The sequence below is a fragment of the Pseudomonas sp. LB3P14 genome, from assembly GCF_054898045.1.
Map to the genome: position 1 here is coordinate 5,212,238 of NZ_CM142714.1, position 19,704 is coordinate 5,231,941.

Here is a 19,704-nt window from a genome sequence, read left to right on the forward strand (position 1 = left end):
CGTCAAAATTGCGCCTTTTATACCTTGAAAGTACATCCAGACTGAACGCGATCAATCGCTCTCAGGTCCATGGACGTCTACTGAATGTGACACCCGGAGAGTCTTCAATGAGCAGTGTTGTGGCCATCGTCAAAAGCATTGTCGGTCAGGTTTTCGCTGTGTCCCCAGAGGGCGTGCGTCGCGTACTCGTTGAAGGCGATCGGTTGTTTGTCGGCGATCAGGTAGACACCGGTGCAGCAGGTGCTGTCACGCTCGAACTGGCTGACGGCCGGACCCTGGACCTGGGCCGCGACACTCAATGGAGCGGCAGCGACCCGGATTCCAGCACTGACCTTGCACAAGCCACAGCACAAGCCGCGCCATCGGTTGAAGAGCTGCAGCAAGCCATCGCTGCCGGTGCCGACCCGACCACCGATCTTGAAGCCACCGCAGCCGGCCCAACAGCTGCCGGCACGGGCGGCGCGGCAGGTGGCGGTCACAGCTTCGTGATGCTGGATGCAACCGCTGGCCGGGTCGACCCGACCATTGGTTTCCCGACTGCAGGCATCGGCACTGCCGCTTTGGCTGCCCAGAACACCATCGGCGGCCAGGCTGCCGATACCAACGCCAACGTGCAGCGCGAATCGACTCTGACCTTGGGCGCCACGCCGACCATCACCGAGGCCGGTGGCGTGCTGGTTTACACCGCGACGCTGAGCCAGGCTCCGCTGACCGACCTGATCATCACGTTATCCAACGGCTCGGTGATCGTGATCCAGGCCGGCCAGTTGACCGGTACGGTCAACGTCCCGCTCGCGCCGAACGACACTGTCTATAACGACCCGACCCAGATCGACGTGACCGTCACTGGCACCACGGGTGGCAGCGGCATCATCGTCACCCCGCCGACAACCCCGGCCGTGACCCAGGTCACTGACACCGTTGATACCACCACGGTCACCTTGACCGCCGGCGCCAACGTTACCGAAGGCGACCAGATCACCTACACCGCGACATTGACCAACCCGGCCCAGACACCGGTCACCATCACGTTGTCCAACGGCTCGATCATCACCATCGACGCCGGCAACACGACCGGCAGCGTGAACGTGCCGACACCGGCCAACGATGTCTATAACAACGGCAGCACGGCCACCACCACCATTACCGGTGCCACCGGCGGCAACTTTGAAAACCTGGTGCCAAACCCGGCCCCGGTCGTAACCACCATTACCGACTCGCCGGACACCACCACTGTCACGCTGACGGCGGGTTCGACGGTCACCGAAGGCGGCCAGATCACTTACACTGCCACCTTGACCAACCCGGCTCAAACGCCGGTCACTGTCACCCTGTCCAACGGCTCGACCATCACCATCGAAGCCGGAAAAACCACCGGCACCGTGAACGTCGACACCCCGGCTAATGACGTTTATCAGAACGGCAGCACCGTTAGCACCACGATCACTGGCGCCACTGGCGGCAACTTCGAGAACCTGGTGCCGAGCACCGCGCCAGCGGTCACCACCATTGCCGACTCGGTCGACAACACCGGCTTGAGCCTCACCGCCACGGGCACCGTCGTCGAAGGCGGCCAGATCACCTATACCGCGACACTGACTAACCCGGCCGGCACGCCGATGACCGTGACCTTGAGCAATGGCTCGGTCATCACCATCGAAGCGGGCAAGACCACCGGCAGTGTGACCGTCGACACCGCGGCCAATGACGTCTACAACAATGGCAGCACCGTCAGCACCACCATCACCGGAACCACCGGCGGCAATTTCGAGCAGCTGACCCCGAGCACCGAGCCGGCGCTGACCACTATCACCGACTCGAAAGACAACACTGGCCTGAGCCTCACCGCCACCGGTACCGTCGTCGAAGGCGGCCAGATCACCTACACCGCCACCCTGACCAACCCGGCCGGCACGCCAGTCACCGTGACCCTTTCGAACGGCGCGGTCATCACCATTGCTGCCGACGCGACCACTGGAAGCGTGACCGTCGACACCGCTGCCAATGACGTCTACAACAATGGCAGCATCGTCAGCACCACCATCACCGCAACCACCGGCGGCAATTTCGAGCAGCTGACCCCGAGCACCGAGCCGGCGCTGACCACCATTACCGACTCCAAGGATGACACCGGCCTGAGCCTGTCGGCGTCCACCGAAGTGGCCGAGGGCGGTCAGATTGTATACACCGCGACCCTGACCAATCCGGCCGGCACGCCAGTCACCGTGACCCTTTCGAATGGCGCGGTCATCACCATTGCTGCCGACGCGACCACTGGCAGCGTGAGCGTCCCGGCACCGGCTGATGACGTCTATAAAGATGCCGGCAAAGTTGAAGTCACTATCAAGGACGCCACGGGCGGCAACTTTGAGAACTTGGTCACCAACCCGGCGGCTGCGGTCACCGAAGTGACTGACACGATCAATACGTCGACAGTCAGCCTGACGGCCAACGGCACTGTGGCCGAAGGCGGCACCGTGGTTTACACCGCGTCCGTCACCGCACCAGTGACCGGTTCGCCGGTGGTGGTGACCCTGTCCAATGGCCAGACCATCACCATTCCGGTTGGATCGAGCAGCGGTAGCGTGAACTTTGTTGCGCCGAACGATGCCCTCGCCGGCGGCGGTTCGCTGAGCGTCAAAATCAACGACGCCAAGGGCGGCAATTACGAGAAGCTGGAAGTCGACGGCAAGTCGGCGGACACCTCGGTGACGGATTCTGCGGACACTACGACTCTGAGCCTGAGTGCGACTGATTCGGTCGCTGAAGGCGGTTCGATCGTTTACACCGCCACCCTGACCCACGCTGCCGGGACTCCGGTCACCGTGACGTTGAGCAACGGCGCAGTGATCACCATCGCGGCCAACGCTACCAGCGGTTCCGTGACCGTCAAGGCGCCAGCCGATGACGTCTACAAAGATGCCGGCAAAGTAGAAGCGACGATCAAGGACGCCAGCGGCGGCAACTTCGAAAACCTGGTCACCAGCCCCGCAGCAGCGGTCACGGAAGTGACTGACACGATCAACACTTCGACAGTCAGTCTGACGGCCAATGGCACTGTGGCTGAAGGCGGCACCGTGGTTTACACCGCGTCCGTCACCGCGCCAGTGACCGGTTCGCCGGTCGTCGTGACCTTGTCCAACGGCCAGACCATCACCATTCCGGTCGGCGCCAGCAGCGGTAGCGTGAACTTTGTTGCGCCGAACGATGCCCTCGCCGGCGGCGGCTCTCTGAGCGTCAAAATCGACGACGCCAAGGGCGGCAATTACGAGAAGCTGGAAGTCGACGGCAAGCCTGCGAATACCTCGGTGACTGATTCTGCGGACACCACGACTGTTAGCCTCAGCGCGACTGAATCGGTCGCTGAAGGCGGTTCGATCGTTTACACCGCCACCCTGACCAACGCTGCCGGGACTCCGGTCACCGTGACGTTGAGCAACGGCGCAGTGATCACCATCGCGGCCAACGCTACCAGCGGTTCCGTGACCGTCAAGGCGCCAGCCGATGACGTCTACAAAGATGCCGGCAAAGTAGAAGCGACGATCAAGGACGCCAGCGGCGGCAACTTCGAGAGCCTGGTCACCAACCCGGCAGCGGCGGTCACGGAAGTGACTGACACGATCAACACGTCGACAGTCAGCCTGACGGCCAATGGCATTGTGGCCGAAGGCGGCACCGTGGTTTACACCGCGTCCGTCACCGCACCAGTGACCGGTTCGCCGGTCGTCGTGACCTTGTCCAACGGCCAGACCATCACCATTCCGGCCGGCGCCAGCAGCGGTAGCGTGAACTTTGTTGCGCCGAACGATGCCCTCGCCGGCGGCGGCTCTCTGAGCGTCAAAATCGACGACGCCAAGGGCGGCAATTACGAGAAGCTGGAAGTCGACGGCAAGCCGGCGGACACCTCGGTGACTGATTCTGCGGACACCACGACTGTTAGCCTCAGCGCGACTGAATCGGTCGCTGAAGGCGGTTCGATCGTTTACACCGCCACCCTGACCAACGCTGCCGGGACTCCGGTCACCGTGACGTTGAGCAACGGCGCAGTGATCACCATCGCGGCCAACGCTACCAGCGGTTCCGTGACCGTCAAGGCGCCAGCCGATGACGTCTACAAAGATGCCGGCAAAGTCGAAGCCACCATCAAGGACGCCAACGGCGGCAACTTCGAGAACCTGGTCACCAGCCCCGCAGCTGCGGTCACCGAAGTGACTGACACGATCAACACTTCGACAGTCAGTCTGACGGCCAATGGCACTGTGGCTGAAGGCGGCACCGTGGTTTACACCGCGTCCGTCACCGCACCAGTGACCGGTTCGCCGGTCGTCGTGACCTTGTCCAACGGCCAGACCATCACCATTCCGGTGGGCGCGAGCTCCGGCAGCGTGAACTTCACCGCGCCGAACGATGCTCTGGCTGGCGGCAGCTCTCTGAGCGTCAAAATCGACGACGCCAAGGGCGGCAACTTCGAAAAACTGGAAGTCGACAGCAAGTCGGCGGACACCTCGGTTTCTGATAAAGCTGACACCACCACCCTGAGCCTGAGCGCTACCCACTCGGTCGCCGAAGGTGGTTCGATCGTTTACACCGCGAACCTGACCCACGCTGCCGGCACTCCGGTCACCGTCACGCTGAGCAACGGTGCGGTCATCACCATCGCCGCCAACGCTACCAGCGGCTCTGTCACCGTCGATGCACCGAAAGACGACGTCTACAAAGACGCCGGCAAAGTCCAGGCAACCATCAAGGACGCCAGCGGCGGCAACTTTGAGAACCTGGTCAAAGACCCGGCTGCGGCCGTCACCAGTGTCACCGATACCCTCGACACCTCAGCGGTCACCCTGACCGCCACCAGCAGCGTGGCCGAAGGCGGCACTGTGGTTTACACCGCCTCTGTCGGCGCACCGGTCACCGGTTCGCCGGTCGTCGTGACGCTGGCCAACGGTCAGACCATCACCATTGGTATTGGCAAAAGCAGCGGCACGGTCAATGCCGTGGTCTCGAACGATGTGCTCAGCGGCCATGCGCCGTTGACCAACTCGATCACCAAAGTCAGCGGCGGCAACTACGAAAACCTGATCGCCGATAAAACCCCGGTCAGCACCATCGTGACCGACACCGTCGACACCACCACCCTGTCGCTGAGCGCCACCGGCAACGTCAAAGAGGGCGGCCAGATCACCTACACCGCCACCCTGACCCATGCGGCCGGCACACCAGTGACCGTGACGTTGAGCAATGGCGCGACCATCACCATCGATGCCGGTAAAACCACCGGTACCGTGAAAGTCGACGCACCGAAAGACGACGTCTACAAGGACGCCGGCAAACTGGAAGTCACCATCAAGGACGCCGCTGGCGGCAACTTTGAAAACCTGGTCACCAGCCCGACCCCGGCCGTGACCAACGTCGCCGACACAATCAATACGACGCACCTGACGCTCAGCGCTGAAAAGTCGGTACTCGAAGGCTCGCACATCACCTACACCGCGACCCTCACCAACGCCGCGCAAACGCCGGTGACCGTCAAGCTGAGCAACGGCGAGACCATCACCATCGAAGCCGGCAAAACCAGCGGTTCGGTGACCATCGCGGCGCCAAGCGATGACGTCTACAAAGATGCCGGCAAGCTCACCGTGACGATGACGGATGCCAGCGGTGGCAACTTCGAAAAACTCGACATCAGCAAGGCGTCAGTGAGCACCACCGTCAAAGACACGGTCGACACGACGTCCCTGTCCCTGTCGGCCAGCCATACCGTCAGCGAAGGTGGCCAGATCACCTACACCGCCACCCTGAACAACCCGACAGACACGGCCATGACCGTGAAGTTGAGCAATGGCGCAGTGATCAACATCGCCGCTGGCGCCACCACCGGTTCGGTCAACTTCGCCGCACCGGCCAACAGCCCGTACATCGACGGCGGAAAAGTTCAGGCTACGATCGCCAGCCAGAGCGGCGGCAACTTCGAAAAAGTCGTCGTCGATCATTCGTCGGCGGTCACCACGGTCACCGATTCTGCCGACACCACTGGCCTGAGCCTGAGCGCAACCGGTTCGGTCGCCGAGGGCGGTTCGATCGTCTACACCGCGATCCTGACCAATGCCGCCGGCACCGCGATGACCGTGACGTTGAACAACGGCGCGGTGATCCACATTGCCAAAGGCGCCACCACCGGTTCGGTGAACTTCGCCGCACCGAAGGATGACGTCTACAAAGACGCCGGCAAAGTTGAAGCCAGCATCACCAAGACCACCGGCGGCAACTTCGAAAACCTGGTGGCCGACAAGACGCCAGCGGTTACCGACGTGACCGACACCCTCAATACATCGACAGTCAGTCTGACGGCCAACAGCACTGTGGCTGAAGGCGGCACCGTGGTGTACACCGCTTCGGTCAACGCACCAGTGACCGGTTCGCCGGTTGTCTTGACCTTGTCCAACGGCCAGACCATTACCATTCCGGTCGGCGCCAGCAGCGCCAGCGTGAAATTCACCGCACCGAACGACGCACTGGCTGGCGGCGGTTCTCTGAGCGTGAAAATCGACGGCACCACCGGTGGCAACTACGAAAACCTGGTGGCGAATAAAACCCCGGCAGTCACGTCGGTAACCGACGTTAAAGACACCACCACCCTGAACCTGAGCGCTACGGATTCGGTCGCTGAAGGCGGTTCGATTGTCTACAGCGCGACGCTGACTCACGCGGCCGGCACACCGGTCACCGTGAACCTGTCGAACGGCGCAGTGATCACCATCGCGGCGGGCGCGACGGTCGGCTCCGTGACCGTCAAGGCACCTGCCGATGACGTCTACAAAGATGCCGGTAAAGTCGAAGCGACCATCAAGGACGCCAGCGGCGGCAACTTCGAGAACCTGATCACCAGCCCGGCAGCTGCGGTCACTGAGGTGACTGACACCCTCAATACTTCGACGGTCAGTCTGACGGCCAACAGCACTGTGGCTGAAGGCGGTACCGTGGTTTACACCGCGACCGTGTCTGCTGAAGTCACCGGTTCGCCGGTTGTTGTGACCCTATCGAACGGCCAGACCATCACCATTCCGGTCGGCGCCAGCAGCGCTAGCGTGAATTTCACCGCACCGAACGATGCCCTGGCTGGCGGCGGTTCCTTGAGCGTGAAGATTGACGACGCCAAGGGCGGCAATTACGAGAAGCTGGAAGTCGACGGTAAGCCTGCGAATACTGCGGTGACGGACACTGCCGACACCACGACTGTTAGCCTCAGCGCGACTGAGTCGGTCGCTGAAGGCGGTTCGATCGTTTACACCGCGAATCTGACCCACGCTGCCGGCACGCCCGTGACCGTGACGTTGAGCAACGGCGCGGTGATCACCATCGCCGCCAACGCCACCAGCGGATCCATCACCGTCGCGGCGCCGAAAGACGACGTCTATAAAGATGCGGGCAAAGTCGAAGCGACCATCAAGGATGCCAGCGGCGGCAACTTCGAAAACCTGGTCACCAGCCCCGCAGCTGCGGTCACAGAAGTGACTGACACGATCAATACGTCGACGGTCAGCCTGACGGCCAACGGTACTGTCGCCGAAGGCGGCACCGTGGTTTACACCGCGTCCGTCAGCGCGCCGGTGACTGATTCGCCGGTCGTCGTGACCCTCTCGAACGGCCAGACCATCACCATTCCGGTTGGCGCCAGCAGTGGCAGCGTGAATTTCACCGCACCGAACGACGCCTTGGCTGGCGGCGGTTCCCTGAGCGTCAAAATCAACGACGCCAAGGGTGGTAATTACGAGAAGCTGGACGTCGATGGCAAGTCGGCGAACACCTCGATTACTGACACCGCAGACACCACCACCGTTAGCCTGACCGCTACAGGTTCCGTGGCCGAAGGCGGCCACATTACCTACACCGCGACACTGACCAACGCAGGCGGCACTCCGGTCACCGTGACGCTGAGCAACGGCGCCGTCATCACCATCGAAGCGGGCAAAACCTCCGGGTTTGTGACCGTCGATGCACCGAAAGATGACGTCTACAAAGACGCGGGCAAAGTCGAAGCGACCATCAAATCCGCCAGCGGCGGCAGCTTCGAAAACCTGGTCACCAGCCCGGCAACAGCGGTCACTGAAGTGACTGACACCCTCAATACGTCGACGGTCAGCCTGACGGCAACGCCCACCGCAGCCGAAGGCGGCAACGTGGTGTACACCGCTTCCGTGACCTCGAAGGTCACCGGCAAGGATGTGGTCGTCACCCTGTCCAACGGTGAAAAAATCACCATCCCTGTCGGTGAAAGCACGGCCTCGATCACCGTTAAAGCCCCGAATGATGCATTGGTTGGCCACGAGCCGCTGACCAACGCCATCAAGGATGTGACCGGCGGCAACTACGAGAATCTGGTCGCCGACAAGACCCCGACCTCGACCGCCATCAGCGACACCCTGGACACCACCAAAGTGACCATGACCGCCAGCGGTCAGGTGCTTGAAGGCGGCAACATCACCTACACCGCCAGCCTGACGAATGCGGCCGGCACCGACATGACAGTCAAGTTGAGCAACGGCGAAAGCATCGTGATCAAGGCCGGCGACAAGTCGGGCTCCATTACCGTTCCTGCACCGGCCGATGATGTCTACAAGGACGGCAGCAAAATCACTGTCCGCATCGACAGCACCAGTGGCGGCGACTTCGAGAAGCTCGACGTCAACAAAACCGCGCATACCACTACTGTCAAAGACACGATCGACACCACCACGCTGAAGCTCAGTGCAGACGTGAGCACCGTCGGCGAAGGTGGTCAGATTACCTACACCGCGACCCTGAACCACCCAGCAGACACGGCGATGACCGTGACCCTGAACAATGGTCTGGTGATCAACATCAAGGCGGGCGAGTCCAGCGGCTCTGCGCCTTTCACCGTACCGAATAACGTCTACACCGGCGCAGCGGACGTCCTTACCTCGATCAAGGAAACCATCGGCGGCAACTTCGAAAAACTGGACACTGATCACTCGGCCGTCGTCACCAAGGTCACCGACACTGCTGACACTACCAGCCTGACCTTGAGCGCTAGCGGCTCGGTGCAGGAAGGCGGCCAGATTGTCTACACCGCGACCCTGTCCCAGGCCGCCGGCAGCAACATGACTGTGAAGCTGAGCAACGGCGCGACCATCACCATCCTCAAGGATGCAGTGTCCGGCCATGTCAGCGTGGCCGCACCGAAAGACGACGTCTATAAAGACGCCGGCAAAGTTGAAGCGACCATCAAGGATGCCACGGGCGGCAACTTTGAGAACCTGGTGACCAGCCCTGCGGCGGCGGTCACGGAAGTGACTGACACCCTCAATACGTCGACAGTCAGCCTGACGGCCAACGGCACTGTGGCCGAAGGCGGCACCGTGGTTTACACCGCGTCCGTATCTGCTGAAGTCACCGGCTCGCCAGTTGTTGTGACCCTGTCCAACGGCCAGACCATCACCATTCCGGTGGGTTCGAGCAGCGCCAGCGTGAACTTCACCGCGCCGAACGATGCTCTGGCTGGCGGCGGTTCGCTGAGCGTCAAAATCAACGACGCCCAGGGCGGCAATTACGAGAAGCTGGAAGTCGACGGTAAGCCTGCGAATACCGCGGTGACGGACACTGCCGACACCACGACTGTTAGCCTCAGCGCGACTGAGTCGGTCGCTGAAGGCGGTTCGATCGTTTACACCGCGAACCTGACCCACGCTGCCGGGACTCCGGTCACCGTGACGTTGAGCAACGGCGCAGTGATCACCATCGCCGCCAACGCCACCAGTGGTTCCGTCACTGTCGCGGCGCCGAAAGACGACGTCTACAAAGACGCCGGCAAAGTCGAAGCGACCATCAAGGACGCCAGTGGCGGCAACTTCGAAAACCTGGTCACCAACCCGGCAGCTGCGGTCACGGAAGTGACTGACACGATCAATACTTCGACGGTTAGTCTGACGGCCAACGGCACTGTAGCTGAAGGCGGCACCGTGGTTTACACCGCGACCGTGTCGGCTGAAGTCACCGGTTCGCCGGTCGTTGTGACCCTGTCCAACGGTCAAACCATCACCATTCCGGTGGGTTCGAGCAGCGCCAGCGTGAACTTCACCGCGCCGAACGATGCTCTGGCTGGCGGCGGTTCGCTGAGCGTCAAAATCAACGACGCCCAGGGCGGCAATTACGAGAAGCTGGAAGTCGACGGTAAGCCTGCAAATACCGCGGTGACGGACACTGCCGACACCACGGCTGTTAGCCTCAGCGCGACTGATTCGGTCGCCGAAGGCGGCTCGATCGTCTACACCGCGACTTTGACCAACGCTGCCGGCACACCCGTGACCGTCACGTTGAGCAACGGCGCCGTCATCACCATCGATGCCGGCAAAACCACCGGCACCGCCACCGTCGATGCGCCGAAGGACGATGCCTACATCGACGCCGGCAAGGTCAGCGCCACGATCAGCACGGCTACCGGTGGCAACTTCGAGAACCTGGTACCGAGCGCTGTTCCGGCGGTGACCAAGGTCACTGATACCATCGATACCTCGACCGTCAAACTCACCGCTACCGGCAGCGCGGCTGAAGGTGGCACCGTCACCTACACCGCGACAATCGGCACGCCGGTAACCGGTTCGCCAGTGACTGTGTCGTTGGCCAACGGTCAGACGATTACCATCGAAGTCGGCAAAACCACCGGCACCGTAACCACCCTCGCACCCAACGATGCGTTGAACGGCCACACTCCGCTGACCAACTCGATCACCAACGTCAGCGGCGGCAACTACGAAAACCTGGTCGCTGATAAAACGCCGGTCAGCACCACTGTGACTGACACAGTCGACACGACCAATCTGGCCTTGAGCGCCACCAACTCGGTCGCCGAAGGCGGTTCGATCGTCTACACCGCGACTTTGACCAACGCTGCCGGCACACCCGTGACCGTGACATTGAGCAACGGCGCCGTGATCACCATCGACGCTGGCAAAACCACCGGCACCGCGACCGTCGATGCGCCGAAAGACGACGCCTACATCGACGCCGGCAAGGTCAGCGCCACGATCAGCACGGCTACCGGTGGCAACTTCGAGAACCTGGTACCGAGCACTGTTCCGGCGGTGACCAGTGTCACTGACACCATCGATACCTCGACCGTCAAACTCACCGCTACCGGCAGCGCGGCTGAAGGTGGCACCGTCACCTACACCGCGACAATCGGCACGCCGGTAACCGGTTCGCCAGTGACTGTGTCGTTGGCCAACGGTCAGACGATTACCATCGAAGTCGGCAAAACCACCGGCACCGTAACCACCCTCGCACCCAACGATGCGTTGAACGGCCACACTCCGCTGACCAACTCGATCACCAACGTCAGCGGCGGCAACTACGAAAACCTGGTCGCCGACAAAACGCCGGTCAGCACCACTGTGACTGACACCACCGACACGACCAACCTGTCGCTCAGCGCCACCAACTCGGTCGCCGAAGGCGGTTCGATCGTCTACACCGCGACTTTGACCAACGCTGCCGGCACACCCGTGACCGTGACGTTGAGCAACGGCGCCGTGATCACCATCGATGCCGGCAAAACCACCGGCACCGCGACCGTCGATGCGCCGAAAGACGACGCCTACATCGACGCCGGCAAGGTCAGCGCCACGATCAGCACGGCTACCGGTGGCAACTTCGAGAACCTGGTACCGAGCACTGTTCCGGCAGTGACCAGCGTCACTGACACCATCGACACCTCGACCGTCAAACTCACCGCTACCGGCAGCGCGGCTGAAGGTGGCACCGTCACTTACACCGCCACTGTTGGCACAGCAGTAACTGGCAGCCCGGTCACCGTGTCGTTGGCCAACGGTCAGACGATCACCATCGAAGTCGGTAAAACCACCGGCACCGTAACCACTCTCGCACCCAACGATGCGTTGAACGGTCATGCACCTCTGACCAACTCAATCACAGGCGTCAGCGGCGGCAACTACGAGAACCTGGTCGCCGACAAAACGCCGGTCAGCACCACCGTGACTGACACGGTCGACACCACAACTGTTAGCCTCCGCGCGACTGAGTCGGTGGCTGAAGGCGGTTCGATCGTTTACACCGCGAACCTGACCCACGCGGCGGGGACTCCGGTGACCGTGACATTGAGCAACGGTGCCGTGATCACCATCGCCGCCAACGCTACCAGCGGTTCCGTGACCGTCAAGGCACCTGCCGATGACGTCTACAAAGATGCCGGCAAAATCGAAGTCACCATCAAGGACGCCACCGGCGGCAACTTCGAGAACCTGGTGCCGAGCACCGTTCCGGCAGTGACCAGCGTCACTGACACCATCGACACCTCGACCGTGACCCTGAAAGCCACCGAGTCGGCCGCTGAAGGTGGCACCGTCACCTACACCGCCACCATTGGTTCGGCAGTGACTGGCAGCCCGGTCACCGTGTCTTTGGCCAACGGCCAAACGATCACCATCGAAGTCGGTAAAACCACCGGCACCGTAACCACTCTCGCACCCAACGATGCGTTGAATGGTCACACTCCGCTGACCAACTCAATCACAGGTGTCAGCGGCGGCAACTACGAACACCTGGTCGCCGACAAAACGCCAGTCAGCACCACTGTGACTGACACCACCGACACGACCAACCTGTCGCTCAGCGCCACCAACTCGGTCGCCGAAGGTGGTTCGATCGTTTACACCGCCACCCTGACCAACGCCGCCGGCACACCCGTGACCGTGACGTTGAGCAACGGCGCGGTGATCACCATCGCCGCCAACGCCACCAGTGGCTCCGTCACCGTCGCGGCGCCGAAAGACGACGCCTATATCGATGCTGGCAAAGTCAGCGCCACGATCAGCACGGCCACCGGCGGCAACTTCGAGAATCTGGTCCCGAGCACGGTTCTAGCAGTGACCATGGTCACTGACACCATCGATACTTCGACTGTGACCCTGAAAGCCACCGAGTCGGCCGCTGAAGGCGGCACCGTCACCTACACCGCGACAGTTGGCGCGCCGGTAACCGGTTCGCCAGTGACTGTATCGTTGGCCAACGGTCAGACGATCACCATCGAAGTCGGCAAAACCACCGGCACCACTACCACCCTCGCACCCAACGATGCGTTGAACGGTCACACTCCGCTGTCCAACTCGATCACAGGCGTCAGCGGCGGCAACTACGAAAATCTGGTCGCCAACAAAACGCTGGTCAGCACCACCGTGACTGACACCACCGACACCACCAACCTGTCGCTCAGCGCCACCAACTCGATCGCTGAAGGCGGTTCGATCGTCTACACCGCGACTTTGACCAATGCTGCCGGCACACCCGTGACCGTGACGTTGAGCAACGGCGCCGTGATCACCATCGATGCCGGCAAAACCACCGGCACCGCGACCGTCGATGCGCCGAAAGACGACGCCTACATCGACGCCGGCAAGGTCAGCGCCACGATCAGCACGGCTACCGGCGGCAACTTCGAGAACCTGGTACCGAGCACTGTTCCGGCGGTGACCAAGGTCACTGATACCATCGATACTTCGACCGTGACCCTGAAAGCCACCGAGTCGGCCGCTGAAGGTGGCACTGTCACCTACACCGCGACAGTCGGCGCGCCGGTAACCGGTTCGCCAGTGACTGTATCGTTGGCCAACGGTCAGACGATCACCATCGAAGTCGGCAAAACCACCGGTACCGTGACCACCCTCGCACCCAACGATGCGTTGAACGGCCACACTCCGCTGACCAACTCGATCACCAACGTCAGCGGCGGCAACTACGAACACCTGGTCGCTGATAAAACGCCGGTCAGCACCACTGTGACTGACACCACCGACACGACCAACCTGTCGCTCAGCGCCACCAACTCGGTCGCTGAAGGTGGTTCGATCGTCTACACCGCGACTTTGACCAACGCTGCCGGCACACCCGTGACCGTGACATTGAGCAACGGCGCCGTGATCACCATCGATGCCGGCAAAACCACCGGCACCGCGACCGTCGATGCGCCGAAAGACGACGCCTACATCGACGCCGGCAAGGTCAGCGCCACGATCAGCACCGCCACCGGTGGCAACTTCGAGCATCTGGTGCCGAGTACGGTTCCAGCAGTGACCAGCGTCACTGACACCATCGACACCTCGACCGTCAAACTCACCGCTACCGGCAGCGCGGCTGAAGGTGGCACCGTCACTTACACCGCCACTGTTGGCACAGCAGTAACTGGCAGCCCGGTCACCGTGTCGTTGGCCAACGGTCAGACGATCACCATCGAAGTCGGCAAAACCACCGGTACCGTGACCACCCTCGCACCCAACGATGCGTTGAACGGTCACACTCCGCTGACCAACTCAATCACAGGCGTCAGCGGCGGCAACTACGAAAACCTGGTCGCCGACAAAACGCCGGTCAGCACCACCATGACTGACACCACCGACACCACCAACCTGTCGCTCAGCGCCACCAACTCGATCGCTGAAGGCGGCTCGATCGTCTACACCGCGACTTTGACCAACGCTGCCGGCACACCCGTGACCGTGACGTTGAGCAACGGCGCCGTGATCACCATCGATGCCGGCAAAACCACCGGCACCGCGACCGTCGATGCGCCGAAAGACGACGTCTACATCGACGCCGGCAAGGTCAGCGCCACGATCAGCACGGCTACCGGTGGCAACTTCGAGAACCTGGTCCCCAACAAAACGGCGGTCGTGACCAACGTCACCGACACCGTCGACAAGACCGAAGTCAGCATCAGCGGCAGCACCTCGGTGACCGAAGGCCAGACCGCCAGCTACACCGTCAGCCTGACTAACCCGGCGCAGACCGAAGTCACCCTGAAAATCGTCTACAGCGGCACCGCCGCCGACGGTTCGGACTTCACCGGCGTGTACACCGTGAAAATCCCGGCGGGCGGCAGCACGGCGAGTTTCAACGTCGCGACCCTGGACGACAGGATCACCGAACGCACTGAAAACGTCGTGGTCAAGATCGACTCGGCCACCGGTGGCAACTTCGAAAACCTGGCGATCAGCGCTTCCAACGGCAGCGTCAGCACCTCAATCATCGATAACGATGCGCCGCCGGTGCTCGACCTGGATGCCAACAACTCCAGCGGCGCCACCGGTGCCAACTACAACGTGACCTTCACCGAAGGCACCACCGGCCAGGGCGTATCGATCGGCGACACCGATCTGGGAATCACCGACCCGGACAGCACCCTGCTGACCGGCGCGACCATCGTGCTGACTAACCTTCAGCCGGGTGACGCGCTGAATCTGGTCAACAGCGTCAACGGCATCAACATCACTCCAAGCAGCACGGCTGGCACCGTCACCTTGACCCTGACGGGCAACGCGACGCTGGCCGACTACATGCAACAGATCAAAAACATCAGCTTCACCAACAACAGTGAGGACCCGAGCACCGTGCCGCGGATCATCACCGTGACCGTGACTGATGGCAGCAACTACTCCAACACCGCGACCACCACCGTCAACGTGGTCGGCGTGAACGATGCACCGACCGCCGCACCAATTAACGTTACCGGTACCGAAGACACCCCGCTGATCCTTGGCTGGTCGACCTTCGGCGTCAGTGATGTCGACAGCGCCGCCGCCAATCTGGGCGTGAAAATCACCCAGCTGCTGGGCGAAGGAAAATTGCAGTTCCTGGCCACTGACGGCAAGACCTGGACCGATGTCGCGAACAACCAGACGTTCACCAAGGCTGACATCGACGCTGGCAAGTTGCGCTTCCTGCCGGATGCAAACGAATCCGGCACCAACGGCTACAACACAGGCCTGGGTAATAATCTGGCCGACTACGCACAGATCAAATTCCAGCCAACCGACGGCTCGCTGCTGGGCAACACCGGCACGATCAAAATCGACATCACGCCAGTGGCCGACGCTCCGTCCCTGAGCGTTGCAGACAACAGTGTCAAATCCACAGGCTTGATCAAGGAAGTCTGGACCGGCCTGCCGCTTGGCACCGGTGGCAGCGGCGCGACCACCGGCACCCTGAAAAGCGTCATCGACGGCGCGGGCAGACCAAACTCCAGTAGTACGGTGACCAACGTGCAATCCGACGGCAGCGTCGCAGCTGGCACGGCTTCGAAAACCTCCGGTCTGATCTACCTCGAAGCCGGCAAGACTTACACCTTCAGCGGCACCGGCGATGACAGCCTGTTGGTGACTATCGGCGGTAAAAACGTGGCGGCCACGACGTGGGGCGCGGGCGGCAGCCTGAACGGTTCGTTCACCCCGACCACCAGCGGTTACTACACCCTGGACATCTACCATCACAACCAGAGCGGCCCGGGCAACTATGACGTCAACCTGTCGGTCAACGGCGGTACGCCGGTCGACTTGAGCAGCGCCGGCGTGCCGCTGTATACCGGCGTGGCGGACCTTGCCGCTTCCGGCGTGACGGTGTCCGATTTGCACGGCACCAGCGGCGAAGGCTACTACGAAGGCTACAAACTCAATGAAGCCGCGGAAGGCACCAGCGTTCACCTGTCTGCCATCAAGACGGCCCTGACGGATATCGATGGCTCCGAAAGCCTGAGCGTGAAAATCAGCGGCATTCCGGCAGGCTCGGTGCTCACCGATGGTGCGGGGCACACCTTCACCGCCAGCGCGACGTCCGGCGAAGCCAACGTCACCGGCTGGAACCTCGGGTCCCTGACCGTCACTCCGCCGCCGTACTACAACGGCCAGTTCAACCTGACTGTGACCTCGACCTCCACCGAATCGCTCGGCGGTTCGGCGCAAAGCACCGCGACGATCCCGGTCACGGTTTACCCGGCGGTCTACAACGCCGCCACCGCCACGGCGGCTGACGACACCATCACCGGCACCGACGGCAACGACATCATGGTCGCCGACATCGGCGGGCTGACCGTGGTGCCGGGCACCAACTACAACATCGCGTTCATGGTCGACAGCTCGGGCAGTATGAGCGCGTCGTCGGTCAGCTCAGCCAAGGACTCGCTAACGTCGGTGTTCAACACTCTCAAACAGAGCATGGGCGGCAACTCGGGGACGGTGAACATCTTCCTGGTGGACTTCGATACCCAGGTCAACAAGTCGGTGTCGGTCAACCTGAACGATCCAAATGCCCTGATCCTGCTCAAATCGGTACTGGATTCGATGGCTTCCGGCGGCGGTACCAACTACGAGGACGTGTTCAAAACCACGGCCAACTGGTTCCAGAGCGCCGATGCCGTTGCCAACACCGGGGCGAAGAACCTGACCTACTTCATCACCGACGGCCAGCCGACGTACTACCAGAACGGCGAGCAGACCAACCCGACGCTGTACGGCAATGTGAAACTCGATGATGTAGTGAAAGCCAGCAACTACAAGCCGGGCGACCAGTTCTCTGTGAACATCGACAGCACACACATCCTGAACATCAACAGTTCGGGAACCGTGACACTGCAAACCCCCAATAATTCGTGGTGGGGCGGCTGGAGTTCCAGCAACCTGGGCACCATTCATGCTCAAGGCGATGGCACGTACGAGTTGTCCAGCCTGGCGGGCAGCGGTAACAGCACCAGCTGGACCACCACCGACAACTCCACCGACAGCTTCGCGCTGCTGGGCAAGGTGTCGACGGTAGAAGCCATCGGCATAAACAAGGACGTCACCCTTGCCGATCTGAAGCCGTACGACTCGGATAAAACGCCGCAAACCAACATCGACCCGAAAGACCTGGCCAACTCAATCATCGGTCACACCGAAGCGACGATGCCGGGCGCGGACACGGTCAATGGCGGCGACGGCAACGACCTCCTGTTTGGCGACTTGGTGAGCTTCAACGGCATCGCCGGTGAGGGTTATCAGGCGATGCAGGCGTTCGTCGCAAAAGAAACTGGCGTGGACGTCAGCAAAGTCACCACCAGCAACGTGCACCAGTTCATCACCGAGCACTACACCGCGTTCGATGTGTCCGGGGCGCATGACGGTAATGACTCGCTGCTGGGCGGTGCCGGCAATGACATTCTCTTCGGCCAGGGTGGCAACGACCTCCTCGACGCCGGCAAGGGCAATGACATCCTGCTCGGTGGCTCAGGTAACGACTCGCTGATGGGCGGGCAGGGCAACGATATTCTGATCGGCGGTTCAGGTGCCGACACCTTCGTCTGGAAGGCTGGCGACACCGGCAGCGACGTGATCAAGGACTTCAAGGCCAGCGAGGGTGACCGCATCGACTTGCGCGATCTGCTGCAAGGCGAAACCGGCAGCACCATCGACAACTTCCTGAAGATCACCACCGTGGACGGCGTGTCATCCCTTCAAGTCAGCTCCGCCGGCAAGTTCAATGGCGCCGACGCCGCAGCCGCTGCACCGGATGTGACGATCAAACTGGAAGGCAACAACTGGTCCACCGCCAACATTCACTCGTTGATTGCCGGCAGTGACCCAACCATCAAGATCGATCACAACAACAGCTGATCCAACGAAAAACGGCCGCCCTTATGGGGCGGCCGTCACGTTTGCACCCATCAACCCGATGACGATTTCGTCGCCGCACCGCATACTCGCGTCCAGTTGGCCTATGCTGCTGACAGCATGACGCTGGTCCATTTCCGAGGGATGCTCAATGTTCTACGTGCAACGCGATGCGCAAGGTCAGTTAGTGCGCGTGGAAGCCGCGGCCTATGCCGAGGCCACGGAAACACTGCCGGCCGACCACCATGAAATCCAGTCCTGGTATGCCAACGAAGTAATGGAAACCAGCCTCAAACAGCTCAAGCAGAGCGACCTGGAAATGATCCGGGTACTCGACGACTTGATCCAGGTGTTGACCAGCAAAGGCGTGATCCGCGTCACCGACCTGCCGGCCGCCGCCCAGGCCAAACTCATGGACCGGTCCCATGCCCGTGAAGCGTTGGGCGGGTTGAGCCATTTGATCGATGATGATGAGACGGGGTTGATCTAAGGCCACACGCTGATCGTTCCCACGCGCAGCAAAGGAATGCCTCTAGGGACGCTCCGCGTTCCGGCCTCACCGCTGATGTTGCGCCTGACACCGATGTGACGCAGAGCGTCACGGGCTGCATTCCCACGCAGAGCGTGGGAACGATCATGCGCGCTAAACCTTGACCGGATCCGGCGCCAGCTCTGGCGATTCAAGGTGATCCAGCACCCGCTCCACCATTAAATGAACCCCGTCGGCCATTCGGCTAAGCGCCAGCGCAACGCACCGGCGTGTACCTTCGACGTCGTCGGCCAGGTCGGCGGCGATAGCGCTGATGGAGAGCAGGTCTTCAGAGGCGTTGGCGAGAAGGGTTTCGGTGCCGATGTCGGGCGAGACGGTGAAGAGGTGGCCTTTGCGGGGCTCCGGAGGATTTGGCGTTACTTTGAACATGTTGTATCTCCATCTGTGTATTGGGAGCTACTACCGTTCGCTTGCACGCGAATAGGGTGGCAGCTGTGCGCGAGTGTGCAAGACCGGGCAGACGGACCCCGGCAGATAATTCTCGAAAGAAAGATCTCCCGCGCACAGCCGCCATAAAAGAGGCACTGCGAGCATGAATCTGCTCGCCAAGTAACCAATGGCGTTGCGCGTCGTCTTTTACCCGGACTTGCACGTCCGTGTCACCGATTATTCGGTGACAAAGCCAGACTAGGCCTGCGCTTTGGCCGGAACAAGTTCACCAACACCGCTACAACTTGAAGGAAATCTACTAGGACCTGCCCCCCACTG

Annotated in this window: 3 protein-coding genes; 2 read left to right on the forward strand and 1 reads right to left on the reverse strand. The window is 61.5% G+C overall.

Going from position 1 to position 19,704, the window contains the following annotated elements:
• The first annotated feature begins 107 nt into the window (after positions 1-107).
• Entirely contained in the window at positions 108-18,449 is an 18,342-nt protein-coding gene (locus ACYZT5_RS23835) for a LapA family giant adhesin (protein WP_462047668.1), read from the forward strand.
• 148 nt (positions 18,450-18,597) lie between these two features.
• On the forward strand, positions 18,598-18,936 hold the full coding sequence (locus ACYZT5_RS23840; protein ID WP_462047669.1) for a tryptophan synthase subunit beta: 339 nt from the start codon (positions 18,598-18,600) through the stop codon (positions 18,934-18,936).
• Positions 18,937-19,089: 153 nt separating this feature from the next.
• On the opposite strand, the gene ACYZT5_RS23845 is transcribed toward ACYZT5_RS23840, so the two are convergent.
• Positions 19,090-19,365 (reverse strand): DUF6124 family protein, encoded by a 276-nt coding sequence (locus ACYZT5_RS23845; protein ID WP_462047670.1) that lies wholly within the window; start codon positions 19,363-19,365, stop codon positions 19,090-19,092.
• Between the last annotated feature and the right edge of the window lie 339 nt (positions 19,366-19,704).